We start from the raw sequence: 17,049 nt of genomic DNA on the forward strand, positions 1-17,049 counted from the left end.
GAGGAGCCGGTTTTTCCTTCTGTCGTCACATCTATGCCAATTACCTTTACCCTACGGCAGCGCGATCCACTCATACGGCGTTCTCGCCGCTCTCTCGCCTGCCTCCAGAATCGAGGCAATCGCAATCGTTTCCGCTGGCGGAACCGGCGACACACCGGACTCGAAAAACGCGATCAACTGATCAATAAACGCGCCGAAAAAATTCGACTCGATCTTCACGTATTGCGATGCGCCGTCCGCATAACTGAGCGCCATGCTGAACGGGCTTTCCCAGCCGTAAAGATTGATCGTGGCTTGCCGGCCATCGCTGAATCCGATCAGGAGCGACGGCGCCCCTGCCGTGCCCGTCCACATCACCTGCTTTGCCTCCGTCCCCATCAGCGCGATGATCGGCTCCACCTGGTGGATGGCGTAGTTCTCGAACTTGCCCGGTCCCAGGCTGCAGATCGCCTCGATCCCTTGTCGCTCCACCGGCGCATACTCCGCTGCAAAGCGCAGCGCCGACGTCGAATACATCGGCGTGCCGTGCTTGTCGGCCAGCTCCAGCATCCGGAGAGCGGCTGCGCGATCCGGTGCGAATGTTTTATCAATATACGTCGGCTTGCCGGACTGCAGCGCGATCCGGGAGAGCTCCTCGTGATACTGCGCATGATCCGGCGACAATACGATCAAGTAGTCGCTTTGCTCCACCACCTGCTCAATGGAAGCGAGCAGCTCAATTCCTTTTTTTGCACACCACTCGCGATTGCTCAATTTCCCCTCAAGATCCGCTTTCCCATACGCATAAGAGACGCCCATGCGCCCCTTCGACGCTTGCTCAATCCATGCCGGATATTTCTCCGCATGCCATTCGTCCAAGAAATAATCAATGAAACCGATCTTTTTCATGTCTACTCCGCTCCCTCTGAGAATTTAAAACCCCCACGGCATCGCCGCAGGGGCCAGTTCATCTTACTTCTTGTTCGCTGCGTACCACTCATTGGCCGCTTTCGTCATTTCGTCGCCGCCTTCGGATTTCCATTGTGCAACGAATTTATCGTAGTTCTCCAACGGCTCCGCGCCGGTGATGAACTTCAGGAACGTATCTTCCATCAGCTTTTGCAGCTTCAAGTTATATTTGCCAATCGCCTCAAGCGGAGGTGCAAAAGACAGCGGATCGATCACAATGTTGCCTTTGGCCGCTTCCTGGTTTTTCGTGAACGCATCGGTCAAAATCGGATCTTTGCGAACGCGGGCTTGCCAGTAGATCGGATAGTTCTTCTCATCCACACCGGTCAAGAAGGAAGACGCATTATTGTATTCGTCATTGAACTTCGGCAGAATCGGGAAGTAATTGCCGTTTTCGAATTTGTGATGAACACCCTCTTTACCGATAGCCGCTTCCTTGAAAATATCTTTATCCAGCTTGAGATCCAGATATTTAATAATGTCTTCCTTGTTGTCTGCCCATTTCGGAATGCCCACGTAGAAGGAGATGCCGGCGGTGCCCATGACCTGAACTTTGCCATCATCCCCTTTCAAGTAAGGGAACGCCGCGATTTTCGCGTTAGGCGTATTTTTCAGCAGAGCGTTTTGAACGGTTGGCGCATTGAAATATCCGTTTGAGATAATCGCCGCTTTACCGCTTGTAAAGTTTTCAATCACTTTGTTGGACTGATTCAGCGACCATTCCTGATCGATCAGCTTCTCGGTGTACAGCTTCTTCATGAACTCCAAATACTTCTTCATATTTGGATTTTCCACGGCATTCACCAGCTTGCCGTTCACATCCTGCCAGCCGGTTGTCGCTGTGCCCTGCACCATCGTGAGGCCGAATGTCGGCAAAATTTCCGGGACAAGCGGGCTTTTCCCGCCGGAGAGACCGATGACGTTTTTCTTTTCCTTAAGCGTTTTCAGCACGGTGTACAGCTCGTCGCGCGTTGTCGGGGCTTTGAGTCCCAGCTCATCCATCCAATCCTGGCGAACAATCAACGAGGTATTGACAACGGTGCCGGAGCCGGTTTGCGGGATGCCGTAAATTTTACCGTTCAGCTTCGCGCCATTCCATGATGTCTGCGAAATTACGTTTTTCATATTCGTGCCGTATTTGTTAACGAGCTCGTCAATCGGCTCTAGTGCACCGGAAGCGGCCAGCTTGGAATATTGCGTGGAGCTCAGCAGCATGAACGAATATTTTTCCTTGTTCGCCATGAGCAAGTTCAACTTGTCGTCCGGATTCTCGACCGGCAGCATATCGTAGGTTACTTTATAGCCGGTTTTCTCATTCAGGAATTTCGCCACGACCTCGGCATTCGGATCAAAACGCCCATACTGCAGCAAGGCTTTGAACTCGGGCTTCGGTTTGTTGGGATCGACCGATGCTGTAGGTGCAGCCGGTGTTGTTGGCGCTGTGGATGAGCCGGGTGTCGAGCTCGAATTGGAGCCGGAACTGCCGCAGGCCGAGATTGTCGCAGCCAAGGATGTAATTGTTAATAGCGTTAACATTTTTTTGACCATGGATGAGCCTCCCTTTTTTTCCTGGTGTGAATGTGAAACTGTTTCCATTTTCGTAAGAACCGCGATTATGTTAGCCGTTGTTGCTCTTGCTCACCACCACCTCTCAAGCTTGCCGGCAGCCGGATCAACCCTTGACCGAGCCGACCAGCACACCTTTTACGAAGTATTTTTGCAAAAACGGGTACACGACGATGATCGGAATCGTTGCCAAAATGATCGAAGCCGCTTGAATCGATTGCGGCGATACGTTCAGAGAGGCATCGACGTTCGTGCGCATAAACGTATCGGTCGATGTCACGAACAGCTCTTTCAAATACAGCTGAAGCGGCTTCAAATCCGCCGAATTAATATAGATGAGCGAAGTGAAATAGTCGTTCCAGAACGTCACGGCATAGAACAGCCCTATCGTAGCGAGCACAGGCATGGAGAGCGGCAGCATGATGCGGAACAGAATCGTCAGATTGCTGGCACCGTCCATTTTTGCCGATTCTTCCAAGCTTTCGGGCAGACTTTCAAAGTAGTTTTTGACAATCAGCATGTTGTAGACATTGATCAGAAAAGGCAGAATCAGCACCGGCATCGTATTAATCAAATGCAGCTTGTGCATAAGCAGATACGTAGGGATCAAGCCTCCGCTGAACAGCATCGTGAACAGATAGACCAGGATAAAAAACTTCCGCCCCCGCAGCCTAGGCTTGGACAGCGGATACGCCGCCAACGTCGTCATCGCAAGCGCCACCAGAGAACCAACCACCGTCACGGTGACGGAGACGAAGAACGCATGCAGAAACAGATCGTTGCTGGCCACATACTTGTACGTCCCGAATTGCATATCGATCGGATACACCGTCACCATGCCGGAGACGACTGCCGCCTCACTGCTGAGTGACTTGGCGATGAGATTAATAAAAGGAAAAATCGTCGACAACCCGAGCGCGATAAAAATCAAGTGATTAATAACCGAGAATACCTTCTCGCCGGTTGAGACCCGAATCACGCGTGACCTTCTAGCCCCCGGCGAACGAACTCCTTGTGAATGACTCATAGATGCCCCTCCTTCCCTCTCTATTTACCACAACCCTCGGCCGAAAAACTTCCTGGCCAGTCCGTTGCCCGTTAGAATCAAGATAAACGCGACCACAGATTCAAAAACGCCTACGGCCGTCGAAAAGCTGTAATCCTGCTCCCCAAGCCCGATCCGGTATACATAAGTACCGATAACGTCAGCGACGTTGTAAACACTCGGGTTGTACATAACGAGAATTTGTTCGGTGCCGGCCTCCAGCACATAACCTAAGCGAAGGATGAACATGAGCAGAATGATGGGAATGAGACCTGGCAGCGTAATATGTACAATTTGCTTCCATTTATTTGCGCCGTCGATTTTGGCCGCTTCGTACAGTCCTGGATCGATGCTGGCGAGCGCGGCAAGATAAATGATCGTATTCCAGCCGGTCTCCTTCCAGCCTGCCGTGGAAATCAACACGGACCGGAAGATGCTGCTGTCGAGGAAAAAACGGATCGGTTCGCCGCCGAGCGCGACAATGATTTTGTTGACGATCCCGCCGTTGGTCGAGAGCAGATCGATGAACAACCCGCTGACGATAACCCAGGAGAGAAAGTGAGGCAAGTACACGACCGTCTGCACGCTGCGCTTGAACGTTATATTTTTCAATTCGTTCAGCAGAATCGCAATGATGATGGGCAGCGGGAACAGGAAAATGATTTTATACACGGAGATGAACAAGGTGTTCTGAAATACTTGCAGGAAGCTGTCCGACGAAAAGAGCTTATCGAAATGCTTCATCCCGACCCACGGGCTGGCAGCCATCCCGTCAAAAATGTTAAAATCCTTGAACGCGATAATGATGCCGTACATCGGCGTGTACTTGAACAGCAGCAGAAAGGCGATGCCGGGAATAAGCGCCAGGTATAAATCCCAATCTTTCCTGACATCGATCCAGAGCTGCTTCACATATGTCTTTCGAACATTTTTACCGGGGGTGGGGATCGATTGTTCCAAAGGTGCCGTTTCTCTCAAGGTGCCTCCTCCTTCGTACTGTGTTTCTGAAATTAGTGTATCATCCGGCGTTTTTTTGCGAATTAGAGGAATATTACTTGTTTTGGTACTTTGATAACTTCTCAGGGAAAAACGGTAGTTCGCTGCTTCGAGATCCTCTCTCCGCTATGCAAAAAAGCCCGGCTATGAATAGCCGGACTTTCCTACAGTTGCCACAGAGGCTTAATGATGTGACCGAATCTAACTCCGTACCTCTCCCGGCGTCACACCCCAATATTTGCGAAACACCCGCGTAAAATAGCTGACGTCCCGGTACCCCACACAGGCCGCTGCATCCGTCACCCGCGAGCCCTCCTGCAAAATCGCTTTGGCGCGCTCCATCTTTCGCTCCAGCACATAAGTCGAGAACGCTTTGCCCGTCTCTTGCTTGAACAATCGGCTCAGATAGGACGAATTGACATACAGTCGATCCGCCACAGCGTGCAGCGTCATCTCTTGATCGATCTCCGCGTCGACGAGTGTGAGAATGGTTTTGATCATCCCGTGACTCGTCGATTTTCGCCGTTCGCCGGCATACGTCAAATAAGCTCTGATCAAGCGCTGCAGCCAGCTGTATATCTGCTCTTTGGACACCAGCTCGGTATGGTTAAAAAAGATCACATAATCGTCGCCTGCCACCTCGCGCACCGGCCACCCTTGCTTCTGAATAAGGCCGATCATGAGGGAAACCCAATACAAGATATGCTCGCGAATGTCCTCCACGGTATCTGCCAGCCCCATGCCCGCATCCCACATCGCTTTCAGCGTCTCCTCCGCCTTCTCGCGATCACCGGTTTCCAGCGCGATTTCCAGCGCTTTCTCGTGGTTCGGCTGGAGCGTCAGCGTTGGCGCGCTGCCCTGCTCCTCCCGGTACGGAATCGCCAGGTCGTGCCCGAGCACGATCCGGTTCTGAAGCGCCCGCTCAGCTTGCACATACAGCTTGTTCATCTCCGCCAAACCGCCGGTCATGCCGCTGATGCCCGCGCTGGCGGTCAGCTTAAGGCAGCTTTTGACCGTAAACAGCAGCTTCTCCGTCAAAGCATGGACCCGCTGCAAACCGATGTGCGCATCCGCTTCACCTGCGAGCTGGTAAATGACAACCGTGCTGCCCGTATCCGGGGTCGCTATCCAGCAAGGAACGCCGACAAGCGCTTCCCGGACGATACTGCTTAGCGAGAACTGGAGCAGCGACATATCGCCGGCCCGGAACCGCGTCTCTTCCTCCGGGATCGGATCCATATCCACGACAGCCACAGCATAGTTGGCATCTCCCGCCAGATCAAGCTGCAAATCGCGGCTCTTCTGTTCAATTTCCCAAAGCTCGAACCGGCCGTTCAACCAGCCTTGCAAAAATTCATTGACCAACTGCGGCAAATGCTGCTTCCATTTCATCCGCAGCTCGCCTTCGTTATGCCGCTGCTCCAGTTCGCTGTGCACGCGCGCTGCCGCATCCAGCACCGCCTCCAGAATGTCCGCGTCGCCGGCCGGCTTCAGCAAATATTTCATGACGCCGAGCGCCAGCGCCTCCTGTGCATACCGAAAATCATCGTGCCCGCTCAAAATAATCATTTTAAGCAGCGGATCGGACGCCCGAAGATGCTTGGCCAGCGTCAGGCCGTCCATTTCCGGCATTTGCAGATCAAGCAGCAGAATCTCGGGCTTTTTCAGGTCGATGAGACGAAGTGCTTCCGTCCCGCTGCCTGCTTGGCCGACGACCTCAATGCCGTGCTGCTCCCAGGGAATATTGTTTGCAATCGCGTTGCGCAGACGCACCTCATCCTCGACGATCAATAAATTCATGCTGCCACTCCTCCGCTTCGCGTTACTTCCGTAATTTCATTCGCGCATATTGCAAAAGCTGATACATACGCTCGGCACTGCTCCTTAATTGACTGTAAACGTCCGGAGGAAGGGCTGCCATCTCCGATTGTTCCTGAAGACAGGCCGTTAACGCAGCCGCACGGGCTTCCAGCTTAGCGACGTCCACCGCCCCCGATTCGGGCTCCAGACCGCCCAACATGTCATCGAGCAGTCGGCTCATTTCTTGTGCTGCGCCTGCGTGAATGCCATGACGGGGTTCGTAGATCTCCTCTATCTTTAGTTTTACATCTTGAACGATCGCTTGTACAGCCTGAAGCGGAAACAGACCGGTCGAAACAGCCGGCGTTCGCCATGGCCCCTGGCGCAAAGCACGGATCGCCTCATCGGTCGCCTGTCCAAGGGCGAACATCACCGTTCCCTCACTCTGTTCGTGCGCAGTCAGCACCTGCTCAATCGTCTCCGGGATGTCCAGCCCGACATACATGGGATATAAACCGCTGTATACCAGATTGCTTGAAGGCAGCAGCTTGCGGTACAGCTCAACCGTTTCGCGCACGCGATCCGAGCGGTTATGGTACGCCTGCGGAATGACAATGTCGACATGCTGCGACCAATTGGCGATAAGATCCGACTCAATGCCCGGTTCCGGTGCAGCAGAGACGACGAGTTCCGGCCGAATACGCTTCACCTCATCATACAAATTGGCAATACAATCGTCTTCCCTCCGCGCGATCCAAGTCGTCCAAGATTGCCATAAAGGCTCGCCTTCGTCCAGCCCAATCTGCAGCGGATCGGTCCCGTATTCCCGCTCAAAAGCGCTGCGCGCCGCATCGCTGTAACAGTAGCGATCTTCCGGATCGTCGGCGAGCGGCAGCCGCATAAAATCCAGATTAATCCCGGCAATCTGGTAATCCATTGCCATCTCCCGAATCACCGAGAGGACATGCTCGCTCACGTCGCCATTCGTCACATCCAGCCAAAAGAATCCCGTCTCCGGCTGAGGCTGAGGCGTGGCGGATCCAGCCTGCTTGCGCGTAAGCGCCGCCCATTCCGGATACGCGCGCAGGATAGGGCCTCCCGCTGGATCGACGCCTACCATGAACCCGTCCAGCCAGGCATGTACGGCAATGCCGCGCGCCCCTGCCTCCGCTACGAACGTTTCCAGCGGATCCCACCCTTGGAATGCGGGATGCTGAGGCTCAATGCCCCGAGCCGCCTGGACGGCGCTGGGGTAGATCGTGTACCCCCAGAACCAGGTCTCGAGATACAGCTCGTTGGCACCCATCGCTTGAACACGATCCAGCGTGCGGCTGACTTCCTCCCGGCTTTTCTCCACCGGACGATACCAGATTCCTCGGGCTTCCGCGACCCGACTGGGCACAGACATGAGATAGGCGTTCAGTGCATTGTCACCTGAGTGCTCAGGTGGCGGCCCCTTCTCTTGTTCAGACATCCTCAGACTCCCCCTATTTAACCGAGTAGTCCTGAACATATCACATGCGAACAGCTACGCCCAGAGGAGAACAATGACTTTCTTTTGGAGAATCATGACCAAAAAGATAGACGGCCTCATCTCTTTGCAAATAGCCAATGATTTCATAGCCAAATTTGGAAAAATCACGATTCTTCACTGGAATAAGCCATATTACCACTGCTTATTTTAGGAAATATTGTCCAATCCATCGATTTGTCGCTAAATAACCAATGGCATCGTTGGCTTTTCGGCCATAAATCGCAGCGTCCCATCATTTAGCCTATGTTTTTGGCTAAATTCCTACCTATCGTTCATCCATCAGCCTTAGCTCCAATAGCCTCGTACGCAGGCCGAAAACAAAGGCAGCGAAACAGATCAACCCCGGTATTTTGCTTTGAGATTGCAGATCTCGGTGTATTGGGTACCATTATACAAAAAAACCGCAGAGGCTGCGGTTTTCATCTTTAAGCAATTAATTTCAAACCCACGGCCGCCCCCAGCACCATCGCCATAAACATCAGCCGCTTCCAGTCACGGGATTCGCCGTAGAACAGCATTCCGACCAGCGCCCCGCCGACCGTACCGATCCCGGTCCAGATCGCGTAGGATGTGCCCATCGGCAAGCTTTTCATCGCTTGGCTCAGCAATCCGAAGCTCATCACAATCCCGACGATAAAGATGGCGAATGAACGCCAATTTTTCGCTTTATTAATCTGGTTCATGCCTACGACGCCGACCACCTCGAACATCCCTGCAAACATCAGAAATATCCAGCCCATTACGCAGCAGCTCCTTTCGGGCTCTTCTCTTTCGAAAGCACTTTCAAGCCGAACACGCCGGACAGAAGAAGCGCAATCAGCAGCATTTTCAGCAATGAAAACGACTCGCCGAATACCAGCATCTCCACCAGAACGGTCCCAGCCGTACCTAATCCCGTGAATACCGCGTACACCGTGCCCACCGGGAGCCTGGTCGACGCGCTGATGACGAGGTGGAACGATACGTACATCGCAATGACGGTTCCGACCCACGTGAGCGTACTGTCCGCATGCTTGAGTCCGCTCACCCACGCAACTTCAAAAATAGCTCCGATAAAAATAAACATCCAATTCCGATTCATGATGAAGACCTCCTGCTGTTTTTACTGCCTGATGCCCCGCCAATAGACGAGCCATGAGGCTTCCAATCTCTTCGTTGCACGCTCGGACCCGCCGAATAGCAGCTCCACAAATATACCGTCTAATACCGATAGGAAAGCAGCCGCAGCCGCTTCACTCCCCACACCAGCATGAATGCTGGCGGACGCTTTCGCTTGATCGAACACTGTCACAAGCAGCGCCTCAACCGTATCCAAGTAACGGTAGCCTTCTTTGACAATCTCCTCGTACAAGTGAGCCGGCGGAAAAAATGCCGTGCGCAAGTAAAACTTCGTATTATCGTTCGTTTCATAGCAAATCTGGTATTCGTTTAAAAAGCCGTACAGCAAAGCTTCAACCGAACGCGCCTTGTTACGGTCCAAATAACTGGTAACGAAGCTGAGCTCCTTGGCCAGCGCATCATACAGCAGCGCCAGAAACAGTTCATCTTTCCCTTTAAAATGCGTATAGATCGACTGCTTCTTGATGCCGACCTCCTCGGCAATATCCGCTAACGAAGCACCTTCATACCCATGATTGGCAAAATATTTAAGAGCAACTTCTTTGATCCGAGCTGCTGTCATATCTATCATCCTTCCGAACGTTCGTCAGGTAGAGTGTATCACAATCCGAGAAAGCTGGCAACTGCTCCGCACTTACATTTTTCCAGTTTTCTTTGCGCCCTTATCCAATGCGATTTGCTGTCCGCCACGCAAAAAACCGCGATTTCTCGCGGTTACCTCTTCAGTGGCTCCATGAACAGCGATGTCGATTGATTAACCCAATTCGTCCTGCTCGTACATCGACGCCTCGCGATCCCGAATGATGCGGCGCAGTTCCGCGGCTTGTCCGCGATCGATTTTACCCTGCTCGTACAAATTTTGCACCTCGTAGCGCTCGGCTTGAACCGCCAGCCAGTGGAGTTCCTTCCGCGTCTCGTCATACGCCGGCTCTTTGGTCTTGCGATGCATGGAAGTCTTCTTAATTCTGTTAACAACCTGCTGATAGTGTGCAACGACCCACTCTGTCGGATCATTCATTTTATCTTTCGTACAGAGCGGCCCCATTTGTTCAATGACGGCTTGTCCGCATTCAAGCTTCAACCCTCTGATCGCGTCGACGTCCTGATCAGTGAACGCCAACCGCCAGGAATTTGCTGATCCGGTCAATATTTCTTTCAATCGCCCTTTCATGCGTTTGAACAACATGACCCACAGATGAAGACGGTTTGCCAAAATTAACTCAAGCTGATCCAGCATCTTGTTATAGAATTCGGCATGCTTCTCTGTGATTGCTCCCTTCTCAAGGCGATCTTTCACGTAGTTTCTCTCAATCGCCAGCGCCTCAATGCGGATGGCCAGTTCTTCTTGATTTATTTTGCCCGTGTGCTTGTAGGGTACTCCTTTAATCTTGAGCTGCTGAATCATGCGCTGATACTCGCCAATGACCGAAGTGACAGCCGCTTCGTTTTCCTCATTTGTCTCCTGTTGAAGCTCGCGAATCGCAGCTTTCATCACCTGAATCTGCCACTCCTGCTCCGCTTTCGCCTTCTCGGCGCTGCCCTCCGGCACTCGCTTTTTCGCGATTAACGGCAGCACGATGCTGGCGGTTAGCAGCGACAACAGAATGACGCATGCCGCGAGAAAAATAATCAAATCCCGCTGCGGGAACAATTCCCCGCTTTGCAGGAATAGCGGGATGGAGAAAGCGCCCGCCAAGGTAACGGCGCCGCGGACGCCGGAGATCGTCGTCATGGCAAGCACCTTGAAGCTCGCGGCTTCTCTGGCCGAGGCGCCGAACACCCGCCAACCGCGCGTGAATAGCAAGGACCAGACGAAGCGAAGGACCAGCAGCAGCGCGAAGATGACAACGGCATAGCCCAAGACCACGACGTTGTTAAAGCCGGGATCTTCAAAAATAACGGACGTCACATCCGGAATTTGCGTCCCCAAGATGACAAAAACGAGTCCGTTTAAAATAAATAAAATGACCGACCACGTATTCGTCGACACCGACTTCAACTTCGGCATATCGCGTTCCAGCCGCTCGCTCTCGATCGCATGCACGATGCCGCCCGCAACAGCGGCCAAGATGCCCGAAACGCCGATTTCTTCGGCGATGAGGTACAGCAAGAAGGGTGTAAGCAGTTGAAGCAGCATATGCATCGTTTCGTCCTCCAGCCCTGCGCGGCGCAGCAGTTGACGAATGCCGATAATGATAAATGCGAGCAGCGCCCCGACGAGCAAACCGCCGATGGCAATGACGAAGAAGCTGAGCGCTGCCTTGTGCAGCGAGAACACGCCGGTCACCGCCGCCGCAATGGCGAATTTGAACGCGACCAGGCCCGACGCGTCGTTCATCAGCGCTTCGCCTTCCAGAAGGCGCATGAGGCTTTTCGGCAGATGAATCCGGCCGGCCAGCGCGCTCACGGCAACGGCGTCGGTTGGCGATAAAATCGCCGCAAGCCCGAATGCCGCGGGCAGCGTAATCGCGGGAATCATCCAATGAATCGTGTAGCCGACCACGAACACCGTCGCGAACACTAGCCCTACGGCCAGCACCAGAATCGGCGCACGGAGTCGCCACAGCTCCTCCCGCGGCGTATGCTTACCGTCGTTATACAGCAGCGGGGCGATGAACAGGATAAAGAACAATTCCGGCTCGAGCGGCAAATGGATCCCCATTGGAATCACGGTAATGCAAGCGCCGAGCACAATTTGAATGAGCGGCACCGGAACGAACGGCACGAAGCGGTAAATCACGTTCGAGACGCCGATCAGCACCAGCAGGACGAGGACGATAATGAATACTTCCAATTTGGCTTCCCCCAATACACACAACTACAGTGCGGATATTTTGTTAGATTTTCCATCATTTCAACCTTGCATTCCTATTTTCCTGCTTCATTGAAGCTTCTGCACAACTTCTTGCGGGTTTCCTCGTCAAAGATAAGGAACGTCTTTACAATCCATGAAAAAGGAGTAAGCGCTATGTGGAAAAAGGTTGCATTGCTGGCCCTGACCGCCGCGAGTATTCAACTCACCCTGTTGGCCTCGAATGGCCGGGCCTACGAATACGCCGATACGCCAACAGAGCCGGCTGACGGCGTGTTTATTCCGAAACAGCTGACACTGCTCGAGGATATTCCGTACTACGTCATCCCCAACGCCCTGTTGAATAAACCCCAAGGTTCCTTCGCTCCCCAAACCGTACAGGCCATCGAAGCGGAAGTCCACTGGGCTACGACAGGCAACTGGTGGAAAATCCACACGAATGTTGGCGACCGCTGGATCAAAACCGCGCCATGGCAAATTGAAGTCCCTCCGCCAACTACCATTCAATTGATGGAGGACACACCGCTATACGGGAAGGCGTCGGAGACAGGCGGATCAACCGGCGCATTATCCCCGCAGGAAGTAACAGTCGTAGATGCAGAGAAAAACTGGTTTCGGCAAACCGAGGATAGCTACAACCCCCAGCACTGGATCAAAATTCATACGACGTGGCTTGGCGATCAATGGATTCACTTGCGGCTTAGCCAAATCGGCCGTTTGCAGCCACTGGACCGCAATGTCTACTACCAGAGCACGTATTATAACGATTCGCCGAATGTCGATTATATCAACCTTCATTACGATGGGTACTTGTCCCAGCTTTTCGTGCATCAGACAGCACAATTCCGCTCCATCTTGACCAATATGTACCAATTTGAAACGGACACTGGGCCCAAATGGTCGTTTGCAGCCGGCATGCCGATCGAGGCGGACCATCGGATGCTAAAGCGTTCAGCGCCGAGTCCGTTATTTACGGAACCCGATGCAGGCACCGAGATTTCCACTGTGCTTCCCGCAGGAGATCTTCAAGTGTTTGAGAAAACCTTCAATGAGGTTGGCATCGGCGAAAAAGAAGAATGGTTCCATGTCCAAAACGGCCAAACCGCGGGCTGGTTCAGCCCGACTTATGCCGACCCCGAAGTTACAGCTGACGATACAGCTTCCATCCACTTGAATGGATCTTCTACCAGCATTTATCGCTTCCCGAATACGAGATTGCCGCTGAATAACGGTCAGATCGGTCCGCAGACGATCCACCCTCTTGCAGCTTGGACGGCGCCGAACGGTACGCGATGGTACAAAATCGATTCCTTTGTCGGCCAAGGCTGGATTCAGCTATTGCCTTATAATCATGACCGTATTGTGTTAAAGGGCCGCGACAACGATATGCAGATTCAGGCCGGTATGTCATATAAGGGCGTTTTCTATCAAAAAGATGCCGGTGATTTCCTTTACAATTCGGAACCAATCGGCAAGCTTATCAATAACGAACCTGCTTTCCGAACCGATTTTCTGGCAGATCGGTATGACTATGAGGTTTCCGGGCCGGATCCTAGTGGCTGGTGGACGTTTGAAAATCAGGACGGCTACGCTTTTAAGCTCAAAACCGGCGAACATGAAGCCTTGACGCTCTGGAAAGGCAAGCCGGCCAATCATATTCCATTGGAGACGGCACCGACCAATGACACTTCCGAGAAGCAAGCCCCGCCTCTGCTCAACCTGACATCGATGAGAACGCTGCTTGGGGCTGCAACGACGTATAACGCCAAAGTCGCTTACGGTGATGCTAATGTTGAGCTTGCCGCTCCAACCTATGACATTTCCGGTTTCACATTGCCGGACAAAGTCGACGGGAACGAGCTTCACCTCTCCGGTCTTCTCTACATGGACGCCTTCATGAGCGAGAATTTGCTAACAGAGAAGCTGGAAATTTCACTTGCGAATCGGGATAAAGAGGACGACGCGGCCGCTCCCCGGGTTGCGGATGTCAAGCGATTGTACAGTTTAGGCTACGGTGTCGACTTGCACGACATTTCCATGTCCTACCCGCTCAAACCGGGTGTGAACCACCTTCGCATCGCCTTCAAAGTCGGCGAACGCATTGTATTGCAGCGTGACTGGGACGTGACCGCTCCGCATACGGTGCAGCCTTAACTCGTCTCAGCATGTAGACAAATAACATTTGGAGACGTAAAGTTAATAGGATAAGGCTAGCACCAACGGCGGGGGGAAGACCATGAACAAGGAAGATCGGGTCATTATGCATTTCAGGGACTTATTTAACAAGATGGTTTGGCTCAATAAGTCGAAGATGGAAAAAAGTCTTAAGGGGCATACGCCTTCTGAAGTGCATTGCATGGAATACATTCAAAAACATGAAGATTCCAATGTGACCAAACTGGCGGAAGCCTTTTATATGACGAGAAGCGCCATCAGTAAAATAACGAAGAAGCTCATCGACAAAGGCTTGATCGAAAACTACCAGAAGCCGGATAATCTGAAAGAAATCTATTATCGGCTTACCGAGCAAGGGAAAATCATTTTCAATATCCATGAGGACTTGCACAGAGAGTTTCGAGAGCGGGATAAAGCCGTCTTCGAGCAGATAACCGAGGAACAGCTTGATCTTATGCTTACCTTCATGGATAGGTATAGTCGACACTTGGACGCAGAAATCAAGAAATTGGATGCAGATGGGCCGTCGTCGGAATAGATCGAAATTTGGACATGAATGAAAGGCAGCCGGGTTCTAATGAAGAATAGGCTGCCTTTTTTATCGCCTCTTTTTGTTGACCAGGAAACAAAATGGTGATACGATGATTATGTTTCCAAGGAATCAAAATCATCGTTTTTCGAGGAGAGATTATTCGTGTTCAAATCTAAATCGCACGTGGCACAAACCACAGAACGAACCATTGACATAAAGGCTTTGCTATTCGGCCTGATGTCAGTGTTTCTTTGCGGAATAGGCTTCAGCATCATCGCGCCAGTTGTCCCATTTTTCGTGCAGCCCTATATAAGCAATCAGGGAGACCAAGCGATTATGGTTACCTTGTTGACTTCTGTTTATGCCGTCTGCGTGTTTTTTGCGGCCCCCGTTCTCGGCGCTTTAAGCGACAAATATGGCCGTCGTCCATTGCTCTTGGTCTGCCTTCTGGGTTCTGCTATCGGGTACTTCGTCTTCGGTCATGGCGGGGCGCTATGGGTACTATTTGTCGGGCGCATCATCGAAGGGATAACCGGCGGGAGCATCAGCACGATCTTCGCGTATTTTGCAGACATCATTCCTCCGCAGCAGCGAACCAAATACTTTGGCTGGGTAAGCGCAGTTGTCGGCGCAGGCACTGTCATTGGCCCAACGCTGGGCGGACTGCTTGCCAAGTTTGGTTATGCGGCTCCCATGTACTTTGCAGCAATTATTACGTTATTGAACGTTGTTTTTGGCCTCTTCTATATGCCGGAAAGCCTTAGCAAGCATGCTCGGCTGAAAAAGATGACTGCTGGAAGACTGAATCCATTTGCCCAGCTTGCCAACATACTTTCGATGAAAAACCTTAATAGGCTGCTTATCTCCGCCTTCTTGCTCTGGATCCCCAACGGATCGCTGCAGGCCGTTTTCTCACAATTTACCCTGGACACTTTCAACTGGAAGCCTGCGCTTATCGGTCTTATGTTTTCAATTATGGGCGTCCAGGACATCCTTTCCCAAGGCCTCATCATGCCCAGGCTCTTGCAAAAATGGAGTGATAAGCAAATCGCCATTCTTGGCATGGCTTCGGAGAGTATCGGCTACGGTCTACTTGCGCTGTCCGCTCTGCTTACTTTCTACCCGCTTTTTATCGTCGGCATGTTCATCTTTGGCTTTGGCGATTCGATCTTTGGACCTTCCTTCAACGGGATGCTCTCCAAATCTGTCGATGCCAGTGAACAAGGACGGATTCAAGGCGGCAGCCAATCCATCCAGGCGCTAGCCAGAATGATTGGGCCTATCATTGGCGGTCAAATCTATGTATCCCTCAGTCACGCGGCACCCGCGATAATGGGGCTGATCCTTATAGCGGCGGCAATCGCCGTTCTTTATAGAGGGGTGCATACAACCAGGCAAACCACGCAAACTCCTTAGCTTCTCAGGCGGTCCCCATCTTCACACCGAGTTCAGCTAACCACTTGCGGTAAGCAATCGACAGCAGATCGGATTTGAGACTGAGCTCAGCTTGAAGATCTAGCGGAAGTTCTTCCGGCTTCTGATTTTCCAGAATCTGCACATCCTGCATCATCACCGCATCGTTCATCGCGATATAATCCGCTAACTTCCCAGGATCAAAATTTATCGCATGAACGGTATACGTTACCGATGTGTGCGCATCGATCGGACAGGAAACCATCAGAATGCACATGATACGTCCTGTGCCAAATGTCTTCGTTAAAAAAGCCGTCAACGGCCGATACGCCTCTTTTACATAAGTGACGGGAATAAATTCACGATGGGAAGCCTCCAAATTATATTCGTGCACGATCACTTCATCCGTGACAAGCCGACCTTCCTTGCGATGCACCTGATAATTCGCCATTTCGGAAAAGGCACGGTCGCTCAAATAGCCCTGATGCACCCACATGAGATGGGAGAAGTCGAGAAAGTTCTCGATGACGCGGGCTGCGCTGCTTTCCACGCGATACGGGCCAAAAGTATATGTCGAGAACGCAGGATCGCGATACGGCTCAAGATCAGGAATCGGTGCGGACGGTGTGCCCAAACATACCCAAATGAGTCCGTATTTCTCTTCGCTGTGATAGACCGTTGCTTTGGCTTTTGTTGGTATCGCTGCACTACGCGACTGAGCCGGAATGCAGACGCAATGACCTTCGCCGTCATACTGCCATCCATGATACGGACAGACAATCGTGTCATTTTCAACAGTTCCAATCGATAAGGCAGAGCCTCGGTGAATGCACAGATCTTTAAAAGCATGAACACCTTTACGCGTGCGAAAAACAACAACCCGCTGCCCCATGATTAAGACCTGCTTGGGTGAAGCTTCTAACTCCTCGCTTTTCAATACTGCGAACCATTCATTCGCTAAAACCTCGTCGATAACTGTCGCTGGTTTCATGTGGTAGCCTCCCTCTCCGCAAGCCGCCTGTCGCAATGAACAAAAAAACTATAGACCCAGGTCACTAGCAATACCCGGTTCCATAGTTAGGAAAGTTACATTTTCCCCGCAACCGCGC

General features: G+C 52.1%; 14 protein-coding genes. 3 read left to right on the forward strand and 11 right to left on the reverse strand.

What is annotated here, in order from left to right; genetic code table 11:
* Nucleotides 1–51: 51 nt before the first annotated feature.
* The 10 genes from EJQ19_RS13805 to EJQ19_RS13850 all read right to left on the reverse strand — a co-directional run bounded on the left by EJQ19_RS13805 (nucleotide 52) and on the right by EJQ19_RS13850 (nucleotide 11,802).
* Nucleotides 52–888 carry a Gfo/Idh/MocA family oxidoreductase gene (locus EJQ19_RS13805; protein WP_126141818.1) on the reverse strand — a complete coding sequence of 279 codons (837 nt, stop codon included), beginning with the start codon at nucleotides 886–888 and terminating at the stop codon, nucleotides 52–54.
* 63 nt (nucleotides 889–951) lie between these two features.
* Nucleotides 952–2,496: an extracellular solute-binding protein gene (locus EJQ19_RS13810; protein ID WP_126141819.1), complete on the reverse strand. Its 1,545-nt coding sequence runs from the start codon at nucleotides 2,494–2,496 to the stop codon at nucleotides 952–954.
* A 124-nt stretch (nucleotides 2,497–2,620) separates the two neighbouring features.
* Nucleotides 2,621–3,541 (reverse strand): carbohydrate ABC transporter permease, encoded by a 921-nt coding sequence (locus tag EJQ19_RS13815; protein WP_126141820.1) that lies wholly within the window; start codon nucleotides 3,539–3,541, stop codon nucleotides 2,621–2,623.
* A 24-nt stretch (nucleotides 3,542–3,565) separates the two neighbouring features.
* Entirely contained in the window at nucleotides 3,566–4,507 is a 942-nt protein-coding gene (locus EJQ19_RS13820; protein WP_420901680.1) for an ABC transporter permease, read from the reverse strand.
* A 249-nt stretch (nucleotides 4,508–4,756) separates the two neighbouring features.
* The gene (locus EJQ19_RS13825; RefSeq protein ID WP_126141821.1) at nucleotides 4,757–6,355 is read right to left on the reverse strand and encodes a response regulator; all 1,599 of its coding nucleotides are present in this window, start codon (nucleotides 6,353–6,355) and stop codon (nucleotides 4,757–4,759) included.
* Between the two features lie 22 nt (nucleotides 6,356–6,377).
* Nucleotides 6,378–7,829: a glycoside hydrolase family 10-like protein gene (locus EJQ19_RS13830; RefSeq protein WP_164716546.1), complete on the reverse strand. Its 1,452-nt coding sequence runs from the start codon at nucleotides 7,827–7,829 to the stop codon at nucleotides 6,378–6,380.
* A 485-nt stretch (nucleotides 7,830–8,314) separates the two neighbouring features.
* Nucleotides 8,315–8,629 carry a DMT family transporter gene (locus EJQ19_RS13835; protein ID WP_126141823.1) on the reverse strand — a complete coding sequence of 105 codons (315 nt, stop codon included), beginning with the start codon at nucleotides 8,627–8,629 and terminating at the stop codon, nucleotides 8,315–8,317.
* Nucleotides 8,629–8,970: a DMT family transporter gene (locus EJQ19_RS13840; protein WP_126141824.1), complete on the reverse strand. Its 342-nt coding sequence runs from the start codon at nucleotides 8,968–8,970 to the stop codon at nucleotides 8,629–8,631. Before EJQ19_RS13840 ends, EJQ19_RS13835 begins: the two co-directional genes overlap by 1 nt.
* A 21-nt stretch (nucleotides 8,971–8,991) precedes the next feature.
* The gene (locus EJQ19_RS13845; RefSeq protein ID WP_126141825.1) at nucleotides 8,992–9,570 is read right to left on the reverse strand and encodes a TetR/AcrR family transcriptional regulator; all 579 of its coding nucleotides are present in this window, start codon (nucleotides 9,568–9,570) and stop codon (nucleotides 8,992–8,994) included.
* A 192-nt stretch (nucleotides 9,571–9,762) separates the two neighbouring features.
* On the reverse strand, nucleotides 9,763–11,802 hold the full coding sequence (locus EJQ19_RS13850; protein ID WP_126141826.1) for a Na+/H+ antiporter: 2,040 nt from the start codon (nucleotides 11,800–11,802) through the stop codon (nucleotides 9,763–9,765).
* A 174-nt stretch (nucleotides 11,803–11,976) separates the two neighbouring features.
* Here EJQ19_RS13850 and EJQ19_RS13855 point away from each other — a divergent pair, with 174 nt between their 5' ends.
* The 3 genes from EJQ19_RS13855 to EJQ19_RS13865 all read left to right on the forward strand — a co-directional run bounded on the left by EJQ19_RS13855 (nucleotide 11,977) and on the right by EJQ19_RS13865 (nucleotide 15,943).
* Nucleotides 11,977–13,974: a hypothetical protein gene (locus EJQ19_RS13855; protein ID WP_126141827.1), complete on the forward strand. Its 1,998-nt coding sequence runs from the start codon at nucleotides 11,977–11,979 to the stop codon at nucleotides 13,972–13,974.
* An 82-nt stretch (nucleotides 13,975–14,056) separates the two neighbouring features.
* Nucleotides 14,057–14,533, forward strand: coding sequence for a MarR family transcriptional regulator (locus EJQ19_RS13860; RefSeq protein WP_126141828.1), 477 nt, complete (start codon nucleotides 14,057–14,059; stop codon nucleotides 14,531–14,533).
* A gap of 156 nt (nucleotides 14,534–14,689) precedes the next feature.
* Complete coding sequence (locus EJQ19_RS13865) at nucleotides 14,690–15,943, forward strand: MFS transporter (RefSeq protein WP_126141829.1); 1,254 nt, start codon at nucleotides 14,690–14,692, stop codon at nucleotides 15,941–15,943.
* A gap of 4 nt (nucleotides 15,944–15,947) precedes the next feature.
* Here the strand turns inward: EJQ19_RS13865 and EJQ19_RS13870 are convergent, their stop codons facing one another.
* Nucleotides 15,948–16,931, reverse strand: coding sequence for an aromatic ring-hydroxylating dioxygenase subunit alpha (locus EJQ19_RS13870; protein ID WP_126141830.1), 984 nt, complete (start codon nucleotides 16,929–16,931; stop codon nucleotides 15,948–15,950).
* Nucleotides 16,932–17,049: the final 118 nt, after the last annotated feature.

Source organism: Paenibacillus whitsoniae (genome assembly GCF_003955665.1).
Taxonomy (GTDB): domain Bacteria; phylum Bacillota; class Bacilli; order Paenibacillales; family NBRC-103111; genus Paenibacillus_E; species Paenibacillus_E whitsoniae.